This window comes from Paraburkholderia phymatum, from assembly GCF_040965635.1.
Taxonomy (GTDB): domain Bacteria; phylum Pseudomonadota; class Gammaproteobacteria; order Burkholderiales; family Burkholderiaceae; genus Paraburkholderia; species Paraburkholderia phymatum_B.
Genome location: NZ_JBFRCH010000016.1, coordinates 111644 through 129385, shown reverse-complemented (window position 1 = coordinate 129385; position 17742 = coordinate 111644). Strand labels below are relative to the sequence as shown.

16 protein-coding genes are annotated in these 17742 nt (G+C 64.5%); 11 read left to right on the top strand and 5 right to left on the bottom strand.

The genetic code is table 11. From position 1 onward, the window contains the following. The first annotated feature begins 86 nt into the window (after positions 1-86). The 6 genes from AB4Y32_RS24680 to AB4Y32_RS24655 all read left to right on the top strand — a co-directional run bounded on the left by AB4Y32_RS24680 (position 87) and on the right by AB4Y32_RS24655 (position 5587). Positions 87-320: a hypothetical protein gene (locus AB4Y32_RS24680; RefSeq protein ID WP_368723858.1), complete on the top strand. Its 234-nt coding sequence runs from the start codon at positions 87-89 to the stop codon at positions 318-320. A gap of 223 nt (positions 321-543) precedes the next feature. Next, a complete protein-coding gene (locus AB4Y32_RS24675; RefSeq protein WP_368723857.1) occupies positions 544-1218 on the top strand; it encodes a histidine phosphatase family protein in 675 nt (224 codons plus the stop codon). Positions 1219-1454: 236 nt separating this feature from the next. Further along, positions 1455-2501, top strand: a complete 1047-nt coding sequence (locus AB4Y32_RS24670) for a phosphotransferase (RefSeq protein WP_368723856.1) — start codon at positions 1455-1457, stop codon at positions 2499-2501. A 51-nt stretch (positions 2502-2552) separates the two neighbouring features. Further along, positions 2553-3317 carry an SDR family oxidoreductase gene (locus AB4Y32_RS24665; protein ID WP_368723855.1) on the top strand — a complete coding sequence of 255 codons (765 nt, stop codon included), beginning with the start codon at positions 2553-2555 and terminating at the stop codon, positions 3315-3317. Positions 3318-3348: 31 nt separating this feature from the next. Then, positions 3349-4599, top strand: coding sequence for an acyl-CoA dehydrogenase family protein (locus tag AB4Y32_RS24660; RefSeq protein WP_368723854.1), 1251 nt, complete (start codon positions 3349-3351; stop codon positions 4597-4599). A gap of 76 nt (positions 4600-4675) precedes the next feature. Beyond that, positions 4676-5587 (top strand): LysR family transcriptional regulator, encoded by a 912-nt coding sequence (locus AB4Y32_RS24655; RefSeq protein WP_368723853.1) that lies wholly within the window; start codon positions 4676-4678, stop codon positions 5585-5587. A gap of 100 nt (positions 5588-5687) precedes the next feature. Here AB4Y32_RS24655 and AB4Y32_RS24650 read toward each other — a convergent pair whose 3' ends face one another. The 4 genes from AB4Y32_RS24650 to AB4Y32_RS24635 all read right to left on the bottom strand — a co-directional run bounded on the left by AB4Y32_RS24650 (position 5688) and on the right by AB4Y32_RS24635 (position 9697). Next, the gene (locus tag AB4Y32_RS24650; RefSeq protein WP_368723852.1) at positions 5688-6635 is read right to left on the bottom strand and encodes an ABC transporter substrate-binding protein; all 948 of its coding nucleotides are present in this window, start codon (positions 6633-6635) and stop codon (positions 5688-5690) included. 185 nt (positions 6636-6820) lie between these two features. Further along, entirely contained in the window at positions 6821-7870 is a 1050-nt protein-coding gene (locus AB4Y32_RS24645) for an ABC transporter permease (RefSeq protein ID WP_368723851.1), read from the bottom strand. Between the two features lie 16 nt (positions 7871-7886). Beyond that, positions 7887-9428 (bottom strand): sugar ABC transporter ATP-binding protein, encoded by a 1542-nt coding sequence (locus AB4Y32_RS24640; protein ID WP_368723850.1) that lies wholly within the window; start codon positions 9426-9428, stop codon positions 7887-7889. Then, positions 9425-9697, bottom strand: a complete 273-nt coding sequence (locus AB4Y32_RS24635) for a hypothetical protein (protein WP_368723849.1) — start codon at positions 9695-9697, stop codon at positions 9425-9427. The genes AB4Y32_RS24640 and AB4Y32_RS24635 overlap by 4 nt, the downstream gene beginning before the upstream one ends. A 118-nt stretch (positions 9698-9815) precedes the next feature. Between AB4Y32_RS24635 and AB4Y32_RS24630 the strand changes: the two genes are divergently transcribed. After that, the gene (locus AB4Y32_RS24630) at positions 9816-10907 is read left to right on the top strand and encodes a LacI family DNA-binding transcriptional regulator (protein WP_368723848.1); all 1092 of its coding nucleotides are present in this window, start codon (positions 9816-9818) and stop codon (positions 10905-10907) included. Positions 10908-10971: 64 nt separating this feature from the next. Then, positions 10972-12000: an aldo/keto reductase gene (locus tag AB4Y32_RS24625; RefSeq protein ID WP_368723847.1), complete on the top strand. Its 1029-nt coding sequence runs from the start codon at positions 10972-10974 to the stop codon at positions 11998-12000. A gap of 73 nt (positions 12001-12073) precedes the next feature. On the opposite strand, the gene AB4Y32_RS24620 is transcribed toward AB4Y32_RS24625, so the two are convergent. Continuing rightward, complete coding sequence (locus tag AB4Y32_RS24620; RefSeq protein WP_368723846.1) at positions 12074-13030, bottom strand: LysR substrate-binding domain-containing protein; 957 nt, start codon at positions 13028-13030, stop codon at positions 12074-12076. Between the two features lie 185 nt (positions 13031-13215). Between AB4Y32_RS24620 and AB4Y32_RS24615 the strand changes: the two genes are divergently transcribed. The 3 genes from AB4Y32_RS24615 (at position 13216) to AB4Y32_RS24605 (ending at position 17692) form a co-directional block, all read left to right on the top strand. Continuing rightward, positions 13216-14418, top strand: coding sequence for a fumarylacetoacetate hydrolase family protein (locus AB4Y32_RS24615; RefSeq protein WP_368723845.1), 1203 nt, complete (start codon positions 13216-13218; stop codon positions 14416-14418). Positions 14419-14522: 104 nt separating this feature from the next. Beyond that, positions 14523-16118 (top strand): aldehyde dehydrogenase (NADP(+)), encoded by a 1596-nt coding sequence (locus AB4Y32_RS24610; RefSeq protein ID WP_368723844.1) that lies wholly within the window; start codon positions 14523-14525, stop codon positions 16116-16118. Further along, positions 16118-17692 carry a UxaA family hydrolase gene (locus tag AB4Y32_RS24605; RefSeq protein WP_368723843.1) on the top strand — a complete coding sequence of 525 codons (1575 nt, stop codon included), beginning with the start codon at positions 16118-16120 and terminating at the stop codon, positions 17690-17692. Before AB4Y32_RS24610 ends, AB4Y32_RS24605 begins: the two co-directional genes overlap by 1 nt. The last annotated feature ends 50 nt before the right edge of the window (positions 17693-17742 follow it).

Genomic DNA, 17742 nt, shown 5'->3' with positions numbered 1-17742 from the left:
GGCGAAATGCGCGGCGACGCGCCGCGAACTCGTGGCATAGTGGGCGCCTCGCCATTGCGGCACACACCGAATCACGGAGCATGAGCATGGATCACGAAGCGGCGCGAGCCGAAGAAACCCGCGCGATGGAGCGCGTCCTGAACGCGACGAAACAAGTGCAAACCGCGTTCGCCACGCTGCAATCGCGGTTCCCTCCGGCCGGCAGCGGCCGTCCATCTCAGATGGCGCTTCAGACGTTCGACGCCGCGCTACAGGAACTCGAAGATGCGCAATCCGAATTCGATGCGCTGCTGAACGACCTGCTTGACGGCAACCGTTGAACGGTCTACGCGCCGGACGTTGACAGCGTTGGGCGCTTTTCGCGGGCGAGACGGGTAACGCTCACCAGACGCCCGCCGCGGCGGATGCGGGGCTTCAAGGCGACTGACAGTTAGTTGCGCACACTCATCATCACGATGAATAGCCTCGGATTCACTAAATAAACTTCAGGAATGCTCGACCCGCCGCTATGCTGGCCTCACCTTCTGCAAGGCATAGCAAGCGATGGCGGAACTCTATCTGGTACGGCATGGCCAGGCGTCGCTGGGCGCGGACGACTACGACCGTCTCTCGGCGACCGGCGAACAGCAAAGCCTCTGGCTCGGCGAATACTTCGCGCAGCGCGACATCGCGTTCGATCGCGTGATGTCGGGCACGCTGCGACGGCACGCGCAAACCGTCGACGCGATCCGGCGCGGCCTGGGCGCGCCGCCTGCCGAATGCGAAGTCCATCCGTGCCTCGACGAATACGATTTCCATGCGCTCTTTCGCGCGCTCGGCGACCAGCACGCCGAACTCGCCCGACAAGCGACCCGAAGCTCGCGCGATTTCTTCAGGGCGCTGCGGCAAGTGTTGCATCTGTGGGCGGAAGGCGCGCTCGATGGCTGCGCGCCCGAAACGTGGAGCGCGTTCCAGCAACGCGTCGCCGATGCGCGCGCCGCGATCCAGCACGGCGGCGGACAGCGCGTGCTGGTGGTCAGCTCGGGCGGCGTGATCGCCGCGCTGACGCAGCAGATCCTGCACGCGCCCGCCGCAACGGCCATCGCGCTCAACATGCAGATCCGCAATAGCAGCGTCAGCCATTACTTCTTCAATCGCGACGCGCTGCAGCTGTCGAGCTTCAACGGCATCGGCCATCTCGACGATCCGCAGCGCCGCGCTTTTCAAACCTACGGCTAGCCTAAGGTCTGCTTACATATGAAACGTGCATGCGAACACCCGAAACCGGCCGTCCCCCAAGGGGACTTGCTTCGGGGCGCAGGGCAAGGAGCAAGGAGCGCCGTTTGGCCGGGCCAAACACGCGACGCGCGACTCCGGCATGCGGCCGGTTTCAGGTGTTCCCCCAATAACAAAATCGATAAGTCAGGGGTTGCACGTTTCATATGTAAACAGACCTTGGCAACGCATCGAACGACATGACTCTCGATCGACACGACACCACGCTCGATATCGAGCGGCTTACGCACTATCTCGCGCTGCACATCGCAGGCTTTCGCGGCCCCGTGAGCGCGACGAAATTCGCGTGCGGCCAGTCCAATCCGACCTGGCTCATCGAAGCACAAGGCGAGCGCTATGTGTTGCGCCGCCAGCCGCCCGGACAACTGCTCAAGTCGGCGCATGCCGTCGACCGCGAGTATCGCGTGCTGCGCGCGCTCGCCGACACGCCCGTGCCCGTCGCGCGCGCGTTGCACCTGTGCGAGGACCGCGATGTGATCGGCAGCATGTTCTATCTGATGAGCTACGAGGAAGGCCACATCTTCTGGAACCCCGCGCTGCCCGAAATCGACCGCGACGCGCGGCGCGGCTACTACGCGGCCATCGTGCAGACACTCGCGGCGCTGCACGATGTCGATCCGCAAGCAGTGGGCCTCAGCGACTACGGACGCGCCGGCAACTACTTCGAGCGTCAGATCGGCGTATGGACCAAGCAATATCGCGCCGCCGAAACGGAACGCATCGCGGCGATGGAAGCGCTGATCGACTGGCTGCCCGCGCACTGTCCCGCACACGCACATGGCAGACCCGATATGCAGCGCCCTTCCCTCGTTCACGGCGACTTTCGCATCGACAACCTGATCTTCGCGAACGACGCGCCACGCGTGCGCGCGATTCTCGACTGGGAACTGTCGACGCTCGGCCATCCCCTCGCCGATCTCGCGTACTTCTGCATGTGCCTGCGCCTGCCGTCGGACGGTCATATTCCGGGGCTGCGCGGCCAGGACCGCGCGGCGCTCGGCGTGCCCGAAGAGGAAGAGATCGTCGCGCAATACTGCGCGCTGCGCGGCCTGCCCACGATCGACAACTGGCCTTTCTTTCTCGCATTCAGCTTCTTCCGGCTCGCTTCGATTGCGCAGGGCGTGAAGGCGCGCGCGCTGCAAGGCAATGCGTCGAATGCGCAGGCACATGACGTCGGCGCGATGGTCGAGCCGCTCGCGCAACTCGGCGCCGAGTTGATCGGCTAGCCGTTCAACGCATTCATCCCGTTCATCGATAAAGACACGAAGGAGTCGCCCTTGAGCACGAACCTTTTTGACCTCACGGGCCGCATCGCGCTTGTCACGGGCGCGAGCCGCGGCATCGGCGAAGCGATCGCGAAGCTGCTCGCCGAACAGGGCGCGCACGTGATCGTATCGAGCCGCAAGATCGAAGACTGCGAGCAGGTGGCGGCAAGCATACGCGATGCAGGCGGCCGCGCCGAAGCGCTCGCGTGTCACGTCGGCCGCATGGAGGACATCGCTGCGGCGTTCGCGCATATCCGCGAAAAACATGGGCGGCTCGACATTCTCGTGAACAACGCGGCGGCCAATCCGTACTTCGGGCACATCCTCGACACGGACCTCGCCGCATACGACAAGACCGTCGAAGTGAACGTGCGCGGGTACTTCTTCATGTCGGTGGAAGCGGGCAAGCTGATGAAGGAGCAACGACGCGGCGCGATCGTCAACACGGCGTCCGTCAACGCGTTGCAGCCCGGCGACATGCAAGGCATCTACTCGATCACGAAGGCGGCCGTCGTCAACATGACGAGAGCGTTCGCGAAGGAATGCGGGCCGCTCGGCATCCGCGTGAATGCGCTGCTGCCCGGTCTCACGAAAACGAAGTTCGCGGGCGCGCTGTTCGAGAACAAGGACATCTACGACCACTGGATCGACAACATCCCGCTGCGCCGCCACGGCGAGCCGCGCGAAATGGCGGGCACGGTGCTGTATCTCGTGTCCGACGCGGCGAGCTATACGAACGGCGAATGCATCGTCGTCGACGGCGGCCTGACCATCTAGCCCATGCAAAGAAACACCAAGGACACACATCATGAATTTCGGCTACAGCCCCAAGGTTGAAGACTTGCGCCGTCGCGTGCGCGCGTTCATGGACGAGCACATCGTGCCGCGCCAGCGCCAATGGCTCGACGAGGTGCACGCGGGCCGCTACCCCGTGTCGTTCATCGAAGAGCTGAAGGCAAGGGCGAAAGCCGAAGGCCTGTGGAATCTGTTCTTGCCGCATCTGAAGGACGACGAGCCCGGCACGCGCCTGACGAACCTCGAATACGCGCCGCTCGCTGAGATCATGGGACGCATTTCGTGGGCATCCGAGGTCTTCAACTGCAATGCGCCCGATACCGGCAACATGGAACTGCTGCACATGTTCGCGACGCCCGCGCAACGCGCGCAGTGGCTCGCGCCGCTGCTCGAAGGCACGATCCGCTCCGCGTTCGCGATGACGGAGCCGGACGTTCCTTCGTCGGATGCGACGAACATCACGACGTCGATCCGCCGCGACGGCGACGATTACGTGATCGACGGACGCAAGTGGTTCATCACGAACGCCGCGCATCCGAACTGCAAGATCTTCATCGTGATGGGCAAGACCGATCCCAATGCGGAGAGCCATCGGCAGCAAAGCATGATTCTCGTGCCCGCCGACACGCCGGGCCTGAAGATCGTGCGCAACATTCCCGTGCTGAACCACATCTCGCCGGAAGGCCATTGCGAGGTCACATTCACGAACGTGCGCGTTCCCGCATCGAATCTGCTCGGCGAAGAAGGCGGCGGCTTCGCGCTCGCGCAGGCGCGGCTCGGGCCGGGGCGCATTCATCACTGCATGCGCTCGATCGGCGCGGCCGAGCTCGCGCTCGAACTGATGATCGAGCGCTCGCAGGAACGCAAGACGTTCGGCAAGTATCTGCACCAGCACGGCACGGTCGGCGAGTGGATCGCGAAGTCGCGCATCGAAATCGACCAGGCGCGCCTGCTCGTGCTGAAGACCGCGTGGCTCATCGACGAAGTGGGCGCGAAGGCGGCGCGCAAGGAAATCTCGATGATCAAGGCGCTGATTCCGCAGCTGCATACGACCGTCTGCGATCGCGCGATGCAGGTGTTCGGCGCAATGGGCGTGAGCCCCGACACGCCGCTCGCCGATCACTGGACCTGGGGCCGCGCGCTGCGTTACGCGGATGGTCCCGACGAAGTGCATCTGCAGGCGATCGCGCGCATGGAGATCAAGGCGAGCAAGGAGACGTTGGGCGCGTCCGCTGCGTATCTGAACGTGCCGCCGCGCGATTGACCTTTGCAGCGCTGCACGAGGACGCATCGCCACGGCGACCCGTCGCTTATGATGTCGGGCGAAAGGAGACTGTGCGATGCGTCCACCGAAGCTCGATCTGAACCTGTTCGTCGTATTCGAAGCGATCTACGACAAACGCAACCTGACGCGCGCAGCGGAGATGCTGTTCATTACGCAGCCCGCCGTCAGCAATGCGCTCGCGCGCATGCGCAAGGCGTTCGACGATCCCCTCTTCGTCAGCACGCCGTCGGGCATGGTGCCGACGCCGCTGTCCGAAAACATCATCGGCCGCGTGCGCGAAGCGCTGCAATTGCTGGAGACGAGCGCGACGGAAGGCGACGTGTTCGTGCCCGCCGCGTCGGAGCGCACGTTTCGCCTGAGCATGCCCGATCTGATGGAAGCGATCCTGCTGCCCGCGCTCGGCGAAGTGCTGCAACAACAGGCGCCGGGCATGCGCATCGAAAGCTATTTCACGCCGCGCAGCGAAGTGGCCGCCGCGCTCGCGGCAGGCAAGATCGATTTCGCGATCGACGTGCCCCTCATCGACGATCCGCAACTGCATCAGTCGCCGCTCGGCAGCGACCGTTACGCATGCATGCTCCGCCACGATCATCCGTTGGCGGGCGACACGCTGACGATGGACGACTATCTCGGGCTCGGCCACATCCAGGTATCGAGCCGCCGCCAGGGCAGCGGGCTCGTCGATGCCGAGCTTCACAAGCTCGGCAAGCGCCGGCAGTTGCAGATGCGCGTGCAGCACTACATGGTCGCGCCGCTGATCGCGCTGCGCACCGACCTCGCGCTCACCGCGCCCGTGCAACTGGTGCAGCGCTACGACGCGCGCATTCTCGAACTGCCGTTTCCGCTTGCGAAGCTCGAATGGCACTTGTACTGGCATCGCAGCGGCGAGCAGGATCAGGCGAACCGCTGGCTGCGCGGCGAAGTGATCCGGCTGATGAACGAGATGCGCGAGCCGCCGCACGCGTAGCAGCCATGAACGTGAGGCACCGGGCCTGCGAACATGACGGCTGATGGGGCTCGCGGCGCCCGGCATGCATTGCTACCGGCCGCCGCGAGCTACCTGCACATCACTTGTAGAGAACAGCCGCGATCTTCGGATCGTCGATGTTGCCCTTGTCGTACCAGTAGAAGCCCGTGTCGATGCGCTTGGGCAGCGTCTTGCCCTGAAGCGCCTCGACTGCCGCCTTGACCGTGTCGTAGCCGATGCCGATCGGATTCTGCGTAACGGCTCCCGCCTCGTCGCCGCTGCGGATCGCGTCGAGCTGCTTCTCACCCGAATCGAAGCCGACCAGCACGATCTTCCCATTCACCTTCATTTCGCGGGCACCGTTGACGACGCCGATCGCCGATCCTTCGTTCGTGCCGAAGATGCCCTTCAGATGCGGATGCGCGGTGATGATCGACTTCGTGATGTCCGTCGATTTCAACTGGTCTCCGCCGCCGTACTGAACCGTGACGACCTTGATCTTCGGATACTTCGCCTTGATGCGCTCGACGAAACCATCGCGACGGTCAATGCCCGTTCGGCTCGTCTGGTCGTGAGCCACGACGGCGACTTCGCCCTCGTTGCCGATCAGCGCGGCCATCTTGTCCGCTGCGACGGCCGCTGCCGCCTTGTTGTCGGTTGCGGCCGTCGAAAGCGGAATGTCGCTGTCGACGCCCGAATCGAATCCGATCACGGGAATCTTCGCCGCCTGCGCTTTTTTCAGCAGCGGCGTCGCGGCCTGGCTGTCGAGCGCGGCGAGACCGATCGCGGCCGGCTTGCGTGCGAGCGTGGCCGACAGGATGTCGATCTGCTTGTCGACCATCGCCTCAGTCTCGGGGCCTTCGAACGTCACCTTCACGTGAAGGTCCTGTCCCGCCTTCTCCGCGCCTTTCTTCACGGCTTGCCAGTACTGGTGCTGAAATCCCTTCGACACCAGCGCGACATATGGAACATCGGCCCATGCGCCCGTGGAAAATCCCAACGCCAGGCTCAGTCCGAGCGCCGCGCCGATCAGTTTCGGTTTGATCATCTACAAGTCTCCTCTATGGTTGAAAGTACGGCACGCGACGATGCGCGCGCCGTCACCCGGTGCGAGCGCGACGTAGGCCGACGTAGGCGATACGTTGCGCCCGGCTTGACTCGCGGCTCGCCCGCCAGCGCATCGCGCAGCGGGCCGGCCTCACGTTCTTGCCACTGCTGCTCTTGCCACTGCTGTTATCGCTGCTTCTTCCGGCGCAACATGTCGAGATACACGGCGGAGATGATGATCACGCCCGTCACGACGATCTGCCACTCCTGATCGACCGACATCACGCGCAGGCCGTTGACGAGCACGCTCATGATGAACGCGCCGATCATCGTGCCCGTGATCGTCCCCACGCCGCCCGACAGCGACGTGCCACCGATCACGACAGCCGCGATCGCATCGAGCTCGTAGCCCTGGCCGAGAGCGGGCTGAGCCGAATTGAGCCGCGACGACATCACGAGCGCGGCAATGCCGCAGATCGCGCCGCCCATCGTATAGACGGCGATCTTCCATCCGTCGACGTTGACGCCCGACAGGCGCACGGCCTCTTCGTTGCTGCCCAGCGCGAAGGTATAGCGCCCGAAGAGCGTCTTGTTGAGCGCGACGGCGGCAAAGATCGCGAGACCGAAAAGGATCAGCACCGAGTTCGGAATCGGCAGCGCGGGAATGAAATTGCCGATCAGCGAATCCTGCGAAATGCTCGTGAATCCCGGCGTGTCGTTGAAGTAGATGGGCCGCGTTCCCGAGATGACGAGCGCGAGGCCCTTCATCAGCATCATCATGCCGAGCGTGGCGATGAACGGCGGGATGCGCAGCTTCGCGACCAGAACGCCCGACACGGCGCCGCTCAGCGCACCAAAGCAGACGGCAGCCAGAATCCCGACATAAAGCGGCATGCCCCAGTTGGTCAGCACGACGCCCGTCATGACGGAGCAGAACGCCATCAACGTGCCGACGGACAGATCGATGCCGCCCGTGACGATGACGAACGTCGACGCAATGGCGAGCACGCCGTTGACGGCGGTGGCCTGCAGGATGCTGACGAGGTTGTCGACTTGCAGGAACTGCGGCGACGCAACGCCGAAGAAGATGATGAGCACGACGAGGCTCGCGAACGCGAGGAGCTTCTGGCGCGCACCCGAATGAAACAGCTTCGCGGCGAGGTTCGAAGCGTTGCGCTCGCGCGCAAGGGGCATCGCCTGTTCGGCCGATGGGACGGGGTTAGGTGTGTTGGTCATGGTCATCCTCGTGAATTCATTCGGTAACGACAGGTTCGCGCTGCGTCGCGAGCTGCATGATTTTTTCCTGCGTGGCCTCGCCGGCCGCGAGTTCCCCTGTGATGCGGCCTTCGCACATGATCAGCACGCGGTGGCTCATGCGGAGAATCTCAGGCAGTTCCGACGAGATCATCACGATGGCCTTGCCGTCCGCCGCGAGCGCATCGATCAGCTTGTAGATCTCCGTCTTCGCGCCGATGTCGATGCCGCGCGTCGGTTCGTCGAAAAAGAGAATGTCGCAGTCACGCAGCAGCCACTTCGCGATCACGATCTTCTGCTGGTTGCCGCCCGACAACAGGCGCACCTGCTGGTGCACGGACGGCGTCTTGATGCGCAACTGGCCGACGTATTGATCGGCGGTGCGCTGAATTGCGGAATCGTCGAGAAACATGCCGAGCGACGCGAACCGGCCCATGCTCGCAAGCGCGACGTTGGTCTTTACGTCCATGCCCGTCGCCAGCCCGAACTGCTTGCGGTCCTCCGATAGATAGCCGATGCCGTGCCGCACGGCATCCTGCGTTGACCTGATCGATACCTTCTTGCCATGCACGCGGATCTCGCCGCGCTCGACGGGATCGGCGCCGAAGACGGCGCGCGCGACTTCCGTGCGGCCAGCGCCCATCAGGCCCGCGAGGCCGAGCACTTCGCCTTTGCGCAACGTAAAGCTGACGTCGCGGATCACGGAGCCGCGCGTCAGCCCCTTCACTTCCAGCGCGAGCTCGCCGTTCGCGCGCGGCACGGGACGCCGCGGCGAAGTGTCGAGCTGGCGGCCGACCATCATGCTGATGATCGTCTCCATCGGCGTCGACTCCGCCGGCACGGTGCCGACGTACTGGCCGTCGCGCATGATCGTGATGCGGCCGGCGATCTGCTTGAGCTCGTCCATCTTGTGCGAGATGTAGACGATGCCGACACCGTTCGACTGAAGCTGTCGAATGATCCGGAACAGGTCGTCGATCTCGACGTTGTTCAGCGCGGCCGTCGGCTCGTCCATGATCAGCACGCGCGAATCGAAGGACAGCGCCTTGGCGATTTCCACCATCTGCTGCTTCGCGACGGTGAGCTGGGCGACGGGCGTGCGCGGGTCGAGCTTCAGATGCATGCGCTCGAAAATCCCGGCGGCCTTCCGGTTGAGCGCGCGTTCGTCGATGAAGATGCCGCGGCGCGGCTCCCGCCCAATGAAGATGTTCTGCGCGGCGCTCAGGTGGTTCATCAGATTCAGCTCCTGATGAACAATGCCGATGCCGAGCGCCTGCGCGGCGCGCGGATCGGGAATGTCGGCGGGCCGGCCGTCGATCAGGATTTCCCCTTCGTCTTTCTGATAAACGCCCGACAGCACCTTCATCAGCGTCGATTTGCCCGCGCCGTTCTCGCCCATCAACGCATGCACTTCGCCCGGCAGCAACTCGAACTGGCAATTGTCGAGCGCCCGCACGCCAGGAAACGACTTGCTCAGATTGCGGATCGACACCAGCGCGCGACGAGGACGGCTGTCCTGTCGTGTTTCTGTCTCACTCATCTCTTCTCGTCCAGTTTTTGCGGCGTGCAGGTCTCGACGCCGAACGTTCCAGCGAAACGTTTAGTGAAACGTTTCGGCGAGAATGTAGATGGCTCAGTGGCCCATGTCAACACGGTCTTACACAACATCGGGTTAACCATGTCGCGCTTAAAAACGAAACGTTTCGCTAAACGCTTTACCAAGCGAATCGAAAGCGGATATGATTCGTTGACGCCCCATAAAAAGGGGCGACGGCACATGCAGCGATCGCGCGAGATCGACGCGCGCATGACGACAGCTGTAGCAACAGCGTGGCGACGCTCCACCGTTCGACGACGGGCGGCGTCAGGTGCGGCAGCCCGCGATGGCGGGCATTCACTGATATCGGAAAACGACGTGGCATCAACGATGAAGGATGTAGCGCGCCTTGCGCAGGTCAGTCTCGCGACAGTCTCTGCAGTGCTGTCGGGATCGTCCTATGTCAGCCCCGAGTTGACCACTCGCGTCAAGAAGGCTGTCGCCGCGCTCGGCTATGCGCCCAATACCGTGGCGAGCAGCCTCAAGAAAGGCGCGACCCGGATCATCGGGCTCGTCGTGCCCGACGTCACGAACCCGTTTTTCACGGAGCTCGTGCATTCGGTGCAAAAGCGCGCACGCGAGCAGGGCTACGCGGTCCTGCTTTGCGACAGCGAACGCGATATCGAGCAGGAGCGCTCGTATCTGAAGATGCTTCGCGCGCATCTCGCGACGGGCACCATCATTTGCGCAGCAGGGCCCGACGCGTCATACAAGGACTTGCACAATGACGTCGGCATCATGCCGATCGTCACGGTCGATCACATCATCCGTGCCGACGACTACGACTCGGTCGTCCTCGACAACGTCGCGGCATCGCGAATGATCATGCAGCACATCATCAGCCTCGGTCACACGCGCGTCGCGATCATCGCAGGCCAGCAGCACCTCGTGCCCGGCCGCGATCGTCTGGCGGGATTCGTCGAGGCATTGCGCGGCGCCGGTCTCGACGTGGTGCCCGAGTTCGTGCGGCACGGCGCGTTCAATGAAAACGATGCGTTCGACTGCGCGCACGCCCTCCTCGCGTTGCACGACCGGCCATCGGCGATCTTCGCGACCAACAACCAGATGCTGATCGGCGTGATGCGCGCGATCTCCGAATCGGGCTTGTCGTGTCCGCGCGATGTGTCGGTTGCCGCAATCGACGATTTCCCTTGGGCCGCCGCATTCTCTCCCGCGCTGACAACGGTTCGCCAACCCGTCGATGCAATGGCGGAAGCCGCGTTCAACCTGCTGCTGGAGCGCATCAACGGGACGAACACCGCGCCCAAGCATCTCGTGTTCGCACCCGAGCTGGTGATCCGCCAGTCGTGCGTCGCGCCGGCTGCATCGAGCGGGCTTGCTCTCGCCGCACAGAAAGCGCCCGCGAAGCCCGCGACGCGGCGAGCAAAAGGCACAAGCAAGGCGCAGCTCTCCGACGCATGAACCGGTGTGAATCGGCGCGCACGCGCCGCGAGCGGGACCTATATCAAACGTTGCGAGGCAATCCGTGAACAACAGGCAAGCCCTGATTCCGCCGGGACCGTTGGGTTTCGGCGCGGCCCCCTTGGGCAACCTCTTTGCGCGCGTCAGCGAAGAAGCGGCCGAAGAGACATTGAGCGCGGCATGGGAAGCCGGCATGCGCTATTTCGATACCGCGCCGTTCTACGGCATGGGTCTGTCCGAACAGCGCCTCGGCCGGGCGCTTGCGCACCGTGCGCGCGACGAATTCGTCGTGTCGACGAAAGTCGGCCGCCTGCTGATTCCCGATGCGTCCGTCCCTGATGTCCAGCACGGCTATGTCGGCGCGCTGCCGTTTCGCGTCGAATTCGATTATTCGGCGCAAGGCGTGCTTCGCTCGATCGATGAGAGTCTCAAGCGCCTTTCACTCGATCGCATCGATATCGTCTATATCCACGACATCGCCGAAGATACGCATCGTGAGGACTGGCTGCGGCAATACCGTATCGCCGTCGAAGGCGCGATGCGGGCGCTGAGCGATCTGCGCGATCAGGGCGTGATCGGCGCATGGGGGCTCGGCGTCAACCGGGTCGAGCCGTGCCTGATGACGTTGAACGACGCGGACCCGGACGTGTTTCTGATCGCCGGACGGTACACGCTGCTCGACACGTCGGCGCTCGATGCGCTGATCCCGGCTTGCGATGCTCGCGGCGTGCAGCTTGTCGCGGGCGGTCCGTTCAACTCGGGGCTGCTCGTGGGCGGCACGACGTTCGAATATGCGGAGGCGCCAGCGGAGATGCTCGAAAAGCGGCGCAGGCTTCTCGCGCACTGCGAGCGCTTCGGCGTGGACCTGAAGGCGGCCGCGCTGCAGTTCACGCGTGCGCCGCGAGCGGTCGCGTGCGTGATCGCGGGCGCGCGGAACGCGAGCGAGATCAGACAGAACTGCGCGGCGATGACCGAGCCGATTCCGGCGGCATTCTGGGCGGCATTGAAGGCCGATGGCCTGATTCCCGTCCACGCGCCGGAGCCCCTTGCTTCAGGCGGCGCGCTCCACGCGACGACACGCGAGCCCGTTTAGCGGCGAGGGCTTCGATACGCTCTTCGTATTCGCAAGGATGCGCCCGCACTGCGAGCGCGCCGCTGCGTTGTCATCACGCGTGCGATTGCTCTGCGACTGAGCGCAGGATCGAAATGAACTCCTGCATCGGTTCCGACAGCGGCTCGTTCTTGCGCGTGATGATGCCGTAGTGCGGCATCGTCCGGCGAATGGGCACGTCCAGTTGCCCGAGCAATCCTTCGTTGACGTATTTCTCGACGGCGGCACGCGGCTGCAGCGACAGCATGTCGGTTGTCTGCAGCAGCGCCAGCGCCGAGAAGATCGACGGCGTCTCGACCCTGCCGGCCAGCGAACGGATGCCGGCGGCGGCCATGGTCTCCTCGAACAGTTGCCGGATAGCGGTCGCTGGCGGATACAGAATCCACGGCCATCCGGCGAGATCGGCCACTTCGGGCCTCGCGTGGTCCAGCAACGGATGGCGCTTGCCGCACACGACCCACACGGGCTCGAGCGACAGCTTCTCGAAATCGAACAGCGCCTGATGATGCGGCTCGGTCAGGCGACCGACCATGACGTCGATCTTTCTTTCCTCGAGCCACACGACCAGTTGATCGCTGCTCTGCTCGACGAGCCGGATTCGCAACAGCGGGCGCTTGCGCAGAATATCCCGCATCGCCGCCGCCACGACCCCGGCCGCTGACGCCGAAATCGCGCCGACCGTCAGATGACCGTGGCCGCCCATCCGCAACGCATCCAGTTCGTTCACGAACTTGCCGAGGTCGGCGACGGCAGCGCCGGCGTAGCGCAACGCAAACATCCCCAGTTCGGTGGGACGCATCTCGCGCGGCAGGCGCTCGAACAGCCGCGCACCCAATATGGCCTCCGTGTCGCCGAGTATCTTGGTCGCGGCGGGCTGGGTGATGTGCATCTGCTCGGCGGCAATGCGCAAGTTGCGTGTGCGCCCAAGGATGTCGAGCAGTTGCAGATGCCTGAAGCGCAATCGGGTCAACACGGACACCGACGGGACGGCGGAAGCGGGATGTTTGGCCATACAGGTAAACCACGTCTTACTCATAACGAAACGGAATCGATATTACCGAATAAACGATTGGATGTTTATGGGAGCCGCGCGTACCGTTGCACCTTAGCCTTGCACACTTAGCCTTGCACCTTGCCGTTGCGCCGCCACGATTCTGGCGGACGACGGGGCGACAACAAGAATCCATGGAGATAACGATGACTACCACGCTAGTACTGGACGCCAAAGACACGCTTCCCGACGACGGCTTCACGGGCACGCTGGTCGGACGCGCATGGCTGCCGCCAACCGATACGACGCCGGGCGGGCCGGCCGTGGTCGTGCTGCGCGCCGATGGCGTTTTCGACATTTCCGACGTGGCGCCGACCATGAGCAGCCTGCTGGAACACGACGACCCGGTGGGCACGGTGCGCAAAGCCGCTGGCCGCCGGATCGGCAGTCTCGAATCGATCCTCGCGGGCGCCCCCGCAAGCGCGGGTGACGCCGGCGTGCATCTGCTCGCGCCGTGCGACCTTCAGGTCATCAAGGCGGCGGGCGTCACGTTTGCGGGCAGCCTGATCGAGCGCGTGATCGAAGAACAGACCAAGGGCGATCCCGCGGGCGCCGCGCAGATTCGCGCGAAGATCCAGGCGCTGGTAGGCGACAGCCTCGCCAGCATTCGTCCGGACTCGGCCGAGGCGCGCGAGCTCAAGGCGCTGCTGATCGCGCAGGGCATGTGGTCGCAATACCTCGAAGTGGGCATCGGCCCCGATGCCGAGGTCTTCACGAAGGCGCCCGTGCTGTCCGCCCTGGGCACGGGGACGGAGATCGGCCTGCATCCGAAATCGGAGTGGAACAATCCGGAGCCTGAAGTGGTGCTCGCGATCAATAGCCGTGGCCAGGTGCAGGGCGCGACGCTCGGCAACGACGTCAACCTGCGCGACTTCGAAGGCCGCAGCGCGCTGCTGCTCGGCAAGGCGAAGGACAACAACGGGTCGACGGCCATCGGTCCGTTTCTGCGCCTTTTCGACGAGAGCTTTTCGATCGATCACGTGCGGCAAGCGGAAATCGGCTTGCGTGTCGAAGGTGAGGACGGCTTCGTGCTGGTCGGCACGAGTTCGATGAACCAGATCACGCGCGATCCGCTCGATCTCGTCGCGCAGACGATCGGCACGATCCATCAGTACCCCGACGGCGCGATGTTGTTCCTCGGCACGCTGTTCGCGCCCGTCGAAGACCGCGATGCACCCGGCGGCGGCTTCACCCACAAGGAAGGCGACATCGTGCGGATTGCCACGCCGTCGCTTGGCACGCTTGTGAACCGGGTCGGCCGCAGCGACCGTATCGCCCCGTGGCAGTTCGGCGCGCGCGCGCTGATCAACAACCTCGCGCAACGAGGACTGCTCGGCAAGCCGCTCTGAATTCAGCCTTCGCTACCGTTCGCTCGCGATCAAGCAGCGTTCGTCCGGGTCCGGGACGGCATGACGGCCTCGCTCTACAGATTTCACTTTCACGTTTTGATTCGATGATCCTTGGACACCACTACATCGCCGGAGAGCGTCACGCGGCCGGCACCCCGTTGCACAGCGTCGATGCGATCACGGGCGAGCGCTATCCCGTCAGCTTCTACGAGGCAACGCAAGCCGAAGTGACGGCAGCCGCGCAAGCGGCGCAGCAGGCGTTCCACACCTTTCGCACGACGAGCCCGGCCGTACGCGCCGCACTGCTCGAAGCGATCGCCGACGAAATCGACGCATTGGACGCGTCGTTCATCGCCGAGGCGAATCGGGAAACAGCGTTGCCCATCGCCCGTCTCGAAGGGGAGCGCAAGCGCACGAGCAACCAGCTGCGGATGTTCGCCGCCACTGTTCGTCGCGGCGACTTTCTCGACGTTCGCATCGATCGCGCACAGCCGGAGCGCACGCCGCTGCCGCGTCCCGATCTGCGGCAATATCGCGTCGCCTTGGGCCCCGTGGCCGTCTTCGGCGCCAGCAATTTCCCGATCGCCTTTTCCGTCGCGGGCGGCGATACGGCATCGGCGCTCGCGGCCGGTTGTCCCGTCGTCGTCAAGGCGCATCCCGGCCACATGGTGACCTCCGAACTCGTGGCCGACGCGATCGCGCGCGCCGTCGCGAAATCGGGCCTTCCGGCGGGCATCTTCAATATGGTCTACGGCACGGCCGCGACGGGCGCGGCGCTCGTGAAGGCTTCGCAGATCAAGGCCGTGGGCTTCACCGGCTCGCTTGGCGCGGGCCGCGCGCTCTTCGATCTCGCGCAGGCGCGGCCCGAGCCGATCCCCGTCTTCGCGGAGATGTCCAGCGTGAACCCCGTCTTCCTGCTGCCTTCGGCGCTCGCCGAGCGTGGCGCACAGATCGCGCGGGAACTGGCGGCATCCGTCACGTTCGGCTGCGGCCAGCTCTGCACGAATCCCGGCCTGGTGCTGGGCGTGCGCTCGCCGGCGTTCGATACGTTCAAGTCGGCGTTGCGCGACGCGCTCGAACAGGCCACGCCGCAACCAATGCTCGGCGCGGGCATTCGCGAGAACTTCAGGCGCGGTGTGGCGGGTTTGCGTGCGCTGCCGGGCGTCGAAGAACTGCTGGCAGCCGGGCACGATGACCGCGTGGGCGGACATCTGTTCATCGCAGACCGCGATGCATTGCTCGCCGGCGACGCGCTCGAAGAAGAAGTATTCGGTCCTTCGACGATACTGGTCGAGCTCGACGACGAGCGCGGTTTCGTCGCCTTCGCCGACAAGATGCGAGGCCAGCTGACCGCGACGGTGCTCGCGAACGCGACCGATCTCGCGCAGCAAGCCGGCTTGCTCGCGGCGCTGGAGACCAAGGTCGGACGACTGCTGTTCAACGGCTATCCGACGGGCGTCGAAGTGAGCGATGCGATCGTCCATGGCGGGCCTTATCCTGCTACGACGGATGCGCGCGGCACGTCGGTGGGCAGCGCGGCCATCGAGCGCTTCCTGCGCCCCGTGTGTTACCAGAACTATCCCGACGCCAGCCTTCCCCCCGCTTTGCGCGATGCGAATCCGTGGAAGCTGCCACGACTCGTAGACGGCATGGCGACAAGCGGCATCGCGTCCGTCGACACCTGCATGGAGGCCATCTGATGGCGACGACCACGGAACTTGCGGCGGGGGCGCCCGGCGCCTCTGCCGCATCGACGGACCCCGTGATCCGGCTGCATCTGAACGACGATGTCGTGATCGCGCGGCATCAGCTCGTTGCGGGCATGCGTCTCGGCGATGACGTCACGGTACGCGGCCTGATTCCCGCCGGACACAAGGTCGCGGTACGCGCCGTCGAAACGGGCGCGCCCTTGCGACGCTACGGACAGGTCATCGGATTCGCGACGCGCCCCATCGCGTCGGGCGAGCACGTGCACACGCATAACCTCGCGATCGGTTCGTTCGAGCGGGACTATGCGTTCGGCGCCGACATCCGGCCGACCGCGCACGTGCGGCCGACCGCGCAATTTCAGGGCATCGTACGCGGCAATGGCCGCGTGGCGACCCGCAACTACATCGGCATTTTGACGTCGGTGAACTGTTCGGCCACGGCCGCGCGCGCGATCGCCGATCACTTCCGGCACGACATCAACCCGCAGGCGCTAGCCGACTATCCGAACGTGGATGGCGTCGTGGCCCTCACGCATGGGCAAGGCTGTGCGATCGACGCGAACGGCGAAGCGCTCGACGTGCTTCGGCGCACGATCGGCGGCTACGCTCGGCATCCGAACTTTGCGGCGGTGCTGATCGTGGGGCTGGGCTGCGAGACGAACCAGATCGACGGACTGATGCAGGGGCAAGGACTGGAAGGAGGCGCGTCGCTGAAGACGCTGACGATCCAGAGCAGCGGCGGCACAGCGCGCACGGTGGCGGCGGGCATCGAACAGGTCAAGGCGATGCTCGCCGAGGCGAATCAAGTGAGGCGTCAACCCGTTGACGCGAGCCATCTGGTGGTGGGCCTGCAATGCGGCGGCTCCGATGGCTACTCGGGCATCAGCGCGAATCCCGCCTTGGGCGCAGCCGTGGACCGGCTCGTCGCGCACGGCGGCACGGCGATTCTCTCTGAAACGCCGGAGATCTATGGCGCCGAGCATCTGCTGACGCGCCGCGCCGTCTCGCAGACGGTGGGCGAAAAGCTGATCGCCCGCATCCGCTGGTGGGAAGCGTACTGCGCGCGGATGGACGCGAGTCTCGACAACAACCCGTCGGCGGGCAACAAGGCGGGCGGCCTCACGACGATCCTCGAAAAATCCCTCGGCGCGGTGGCCAAGGGCGGTACGACGAACCTCGTCGACGTCTATCGCTATGCCGAGCCGGTCGATGCGCGCGGCCTCGTGTTCATGGATACGCCCGGCTACGATCCCGTCTCCGCCACGGGACAGGTTGCAGGCGGCGCGAACCTGATCTGCTTTACGACGGGACGCGGATCGGCTTATGGATGCGCGCCGTCGCCATCGCTGAAGCTCGGGACCAACACGGCGCTCTGGCAACGGCAGCAGGAAGATATCGATCTCAACTGCGGCGCGGTCATCGACGGCACGCGCACCGTCGACGAGTTGGGCGAGGAGATTTTCCAGCTGATGCTGGCGACCGCTTCCGGCGAGAAGTCGAAAAGCGAACTGCATGGATACGGCCAGAACGAGTTCGTGCCGTGGCAACTGGGTGCCATCACCTGAGTCCCGCCGCCTTGTTTTCGCCGGCGTTCGGGATGCTGTCCGAATGCCAA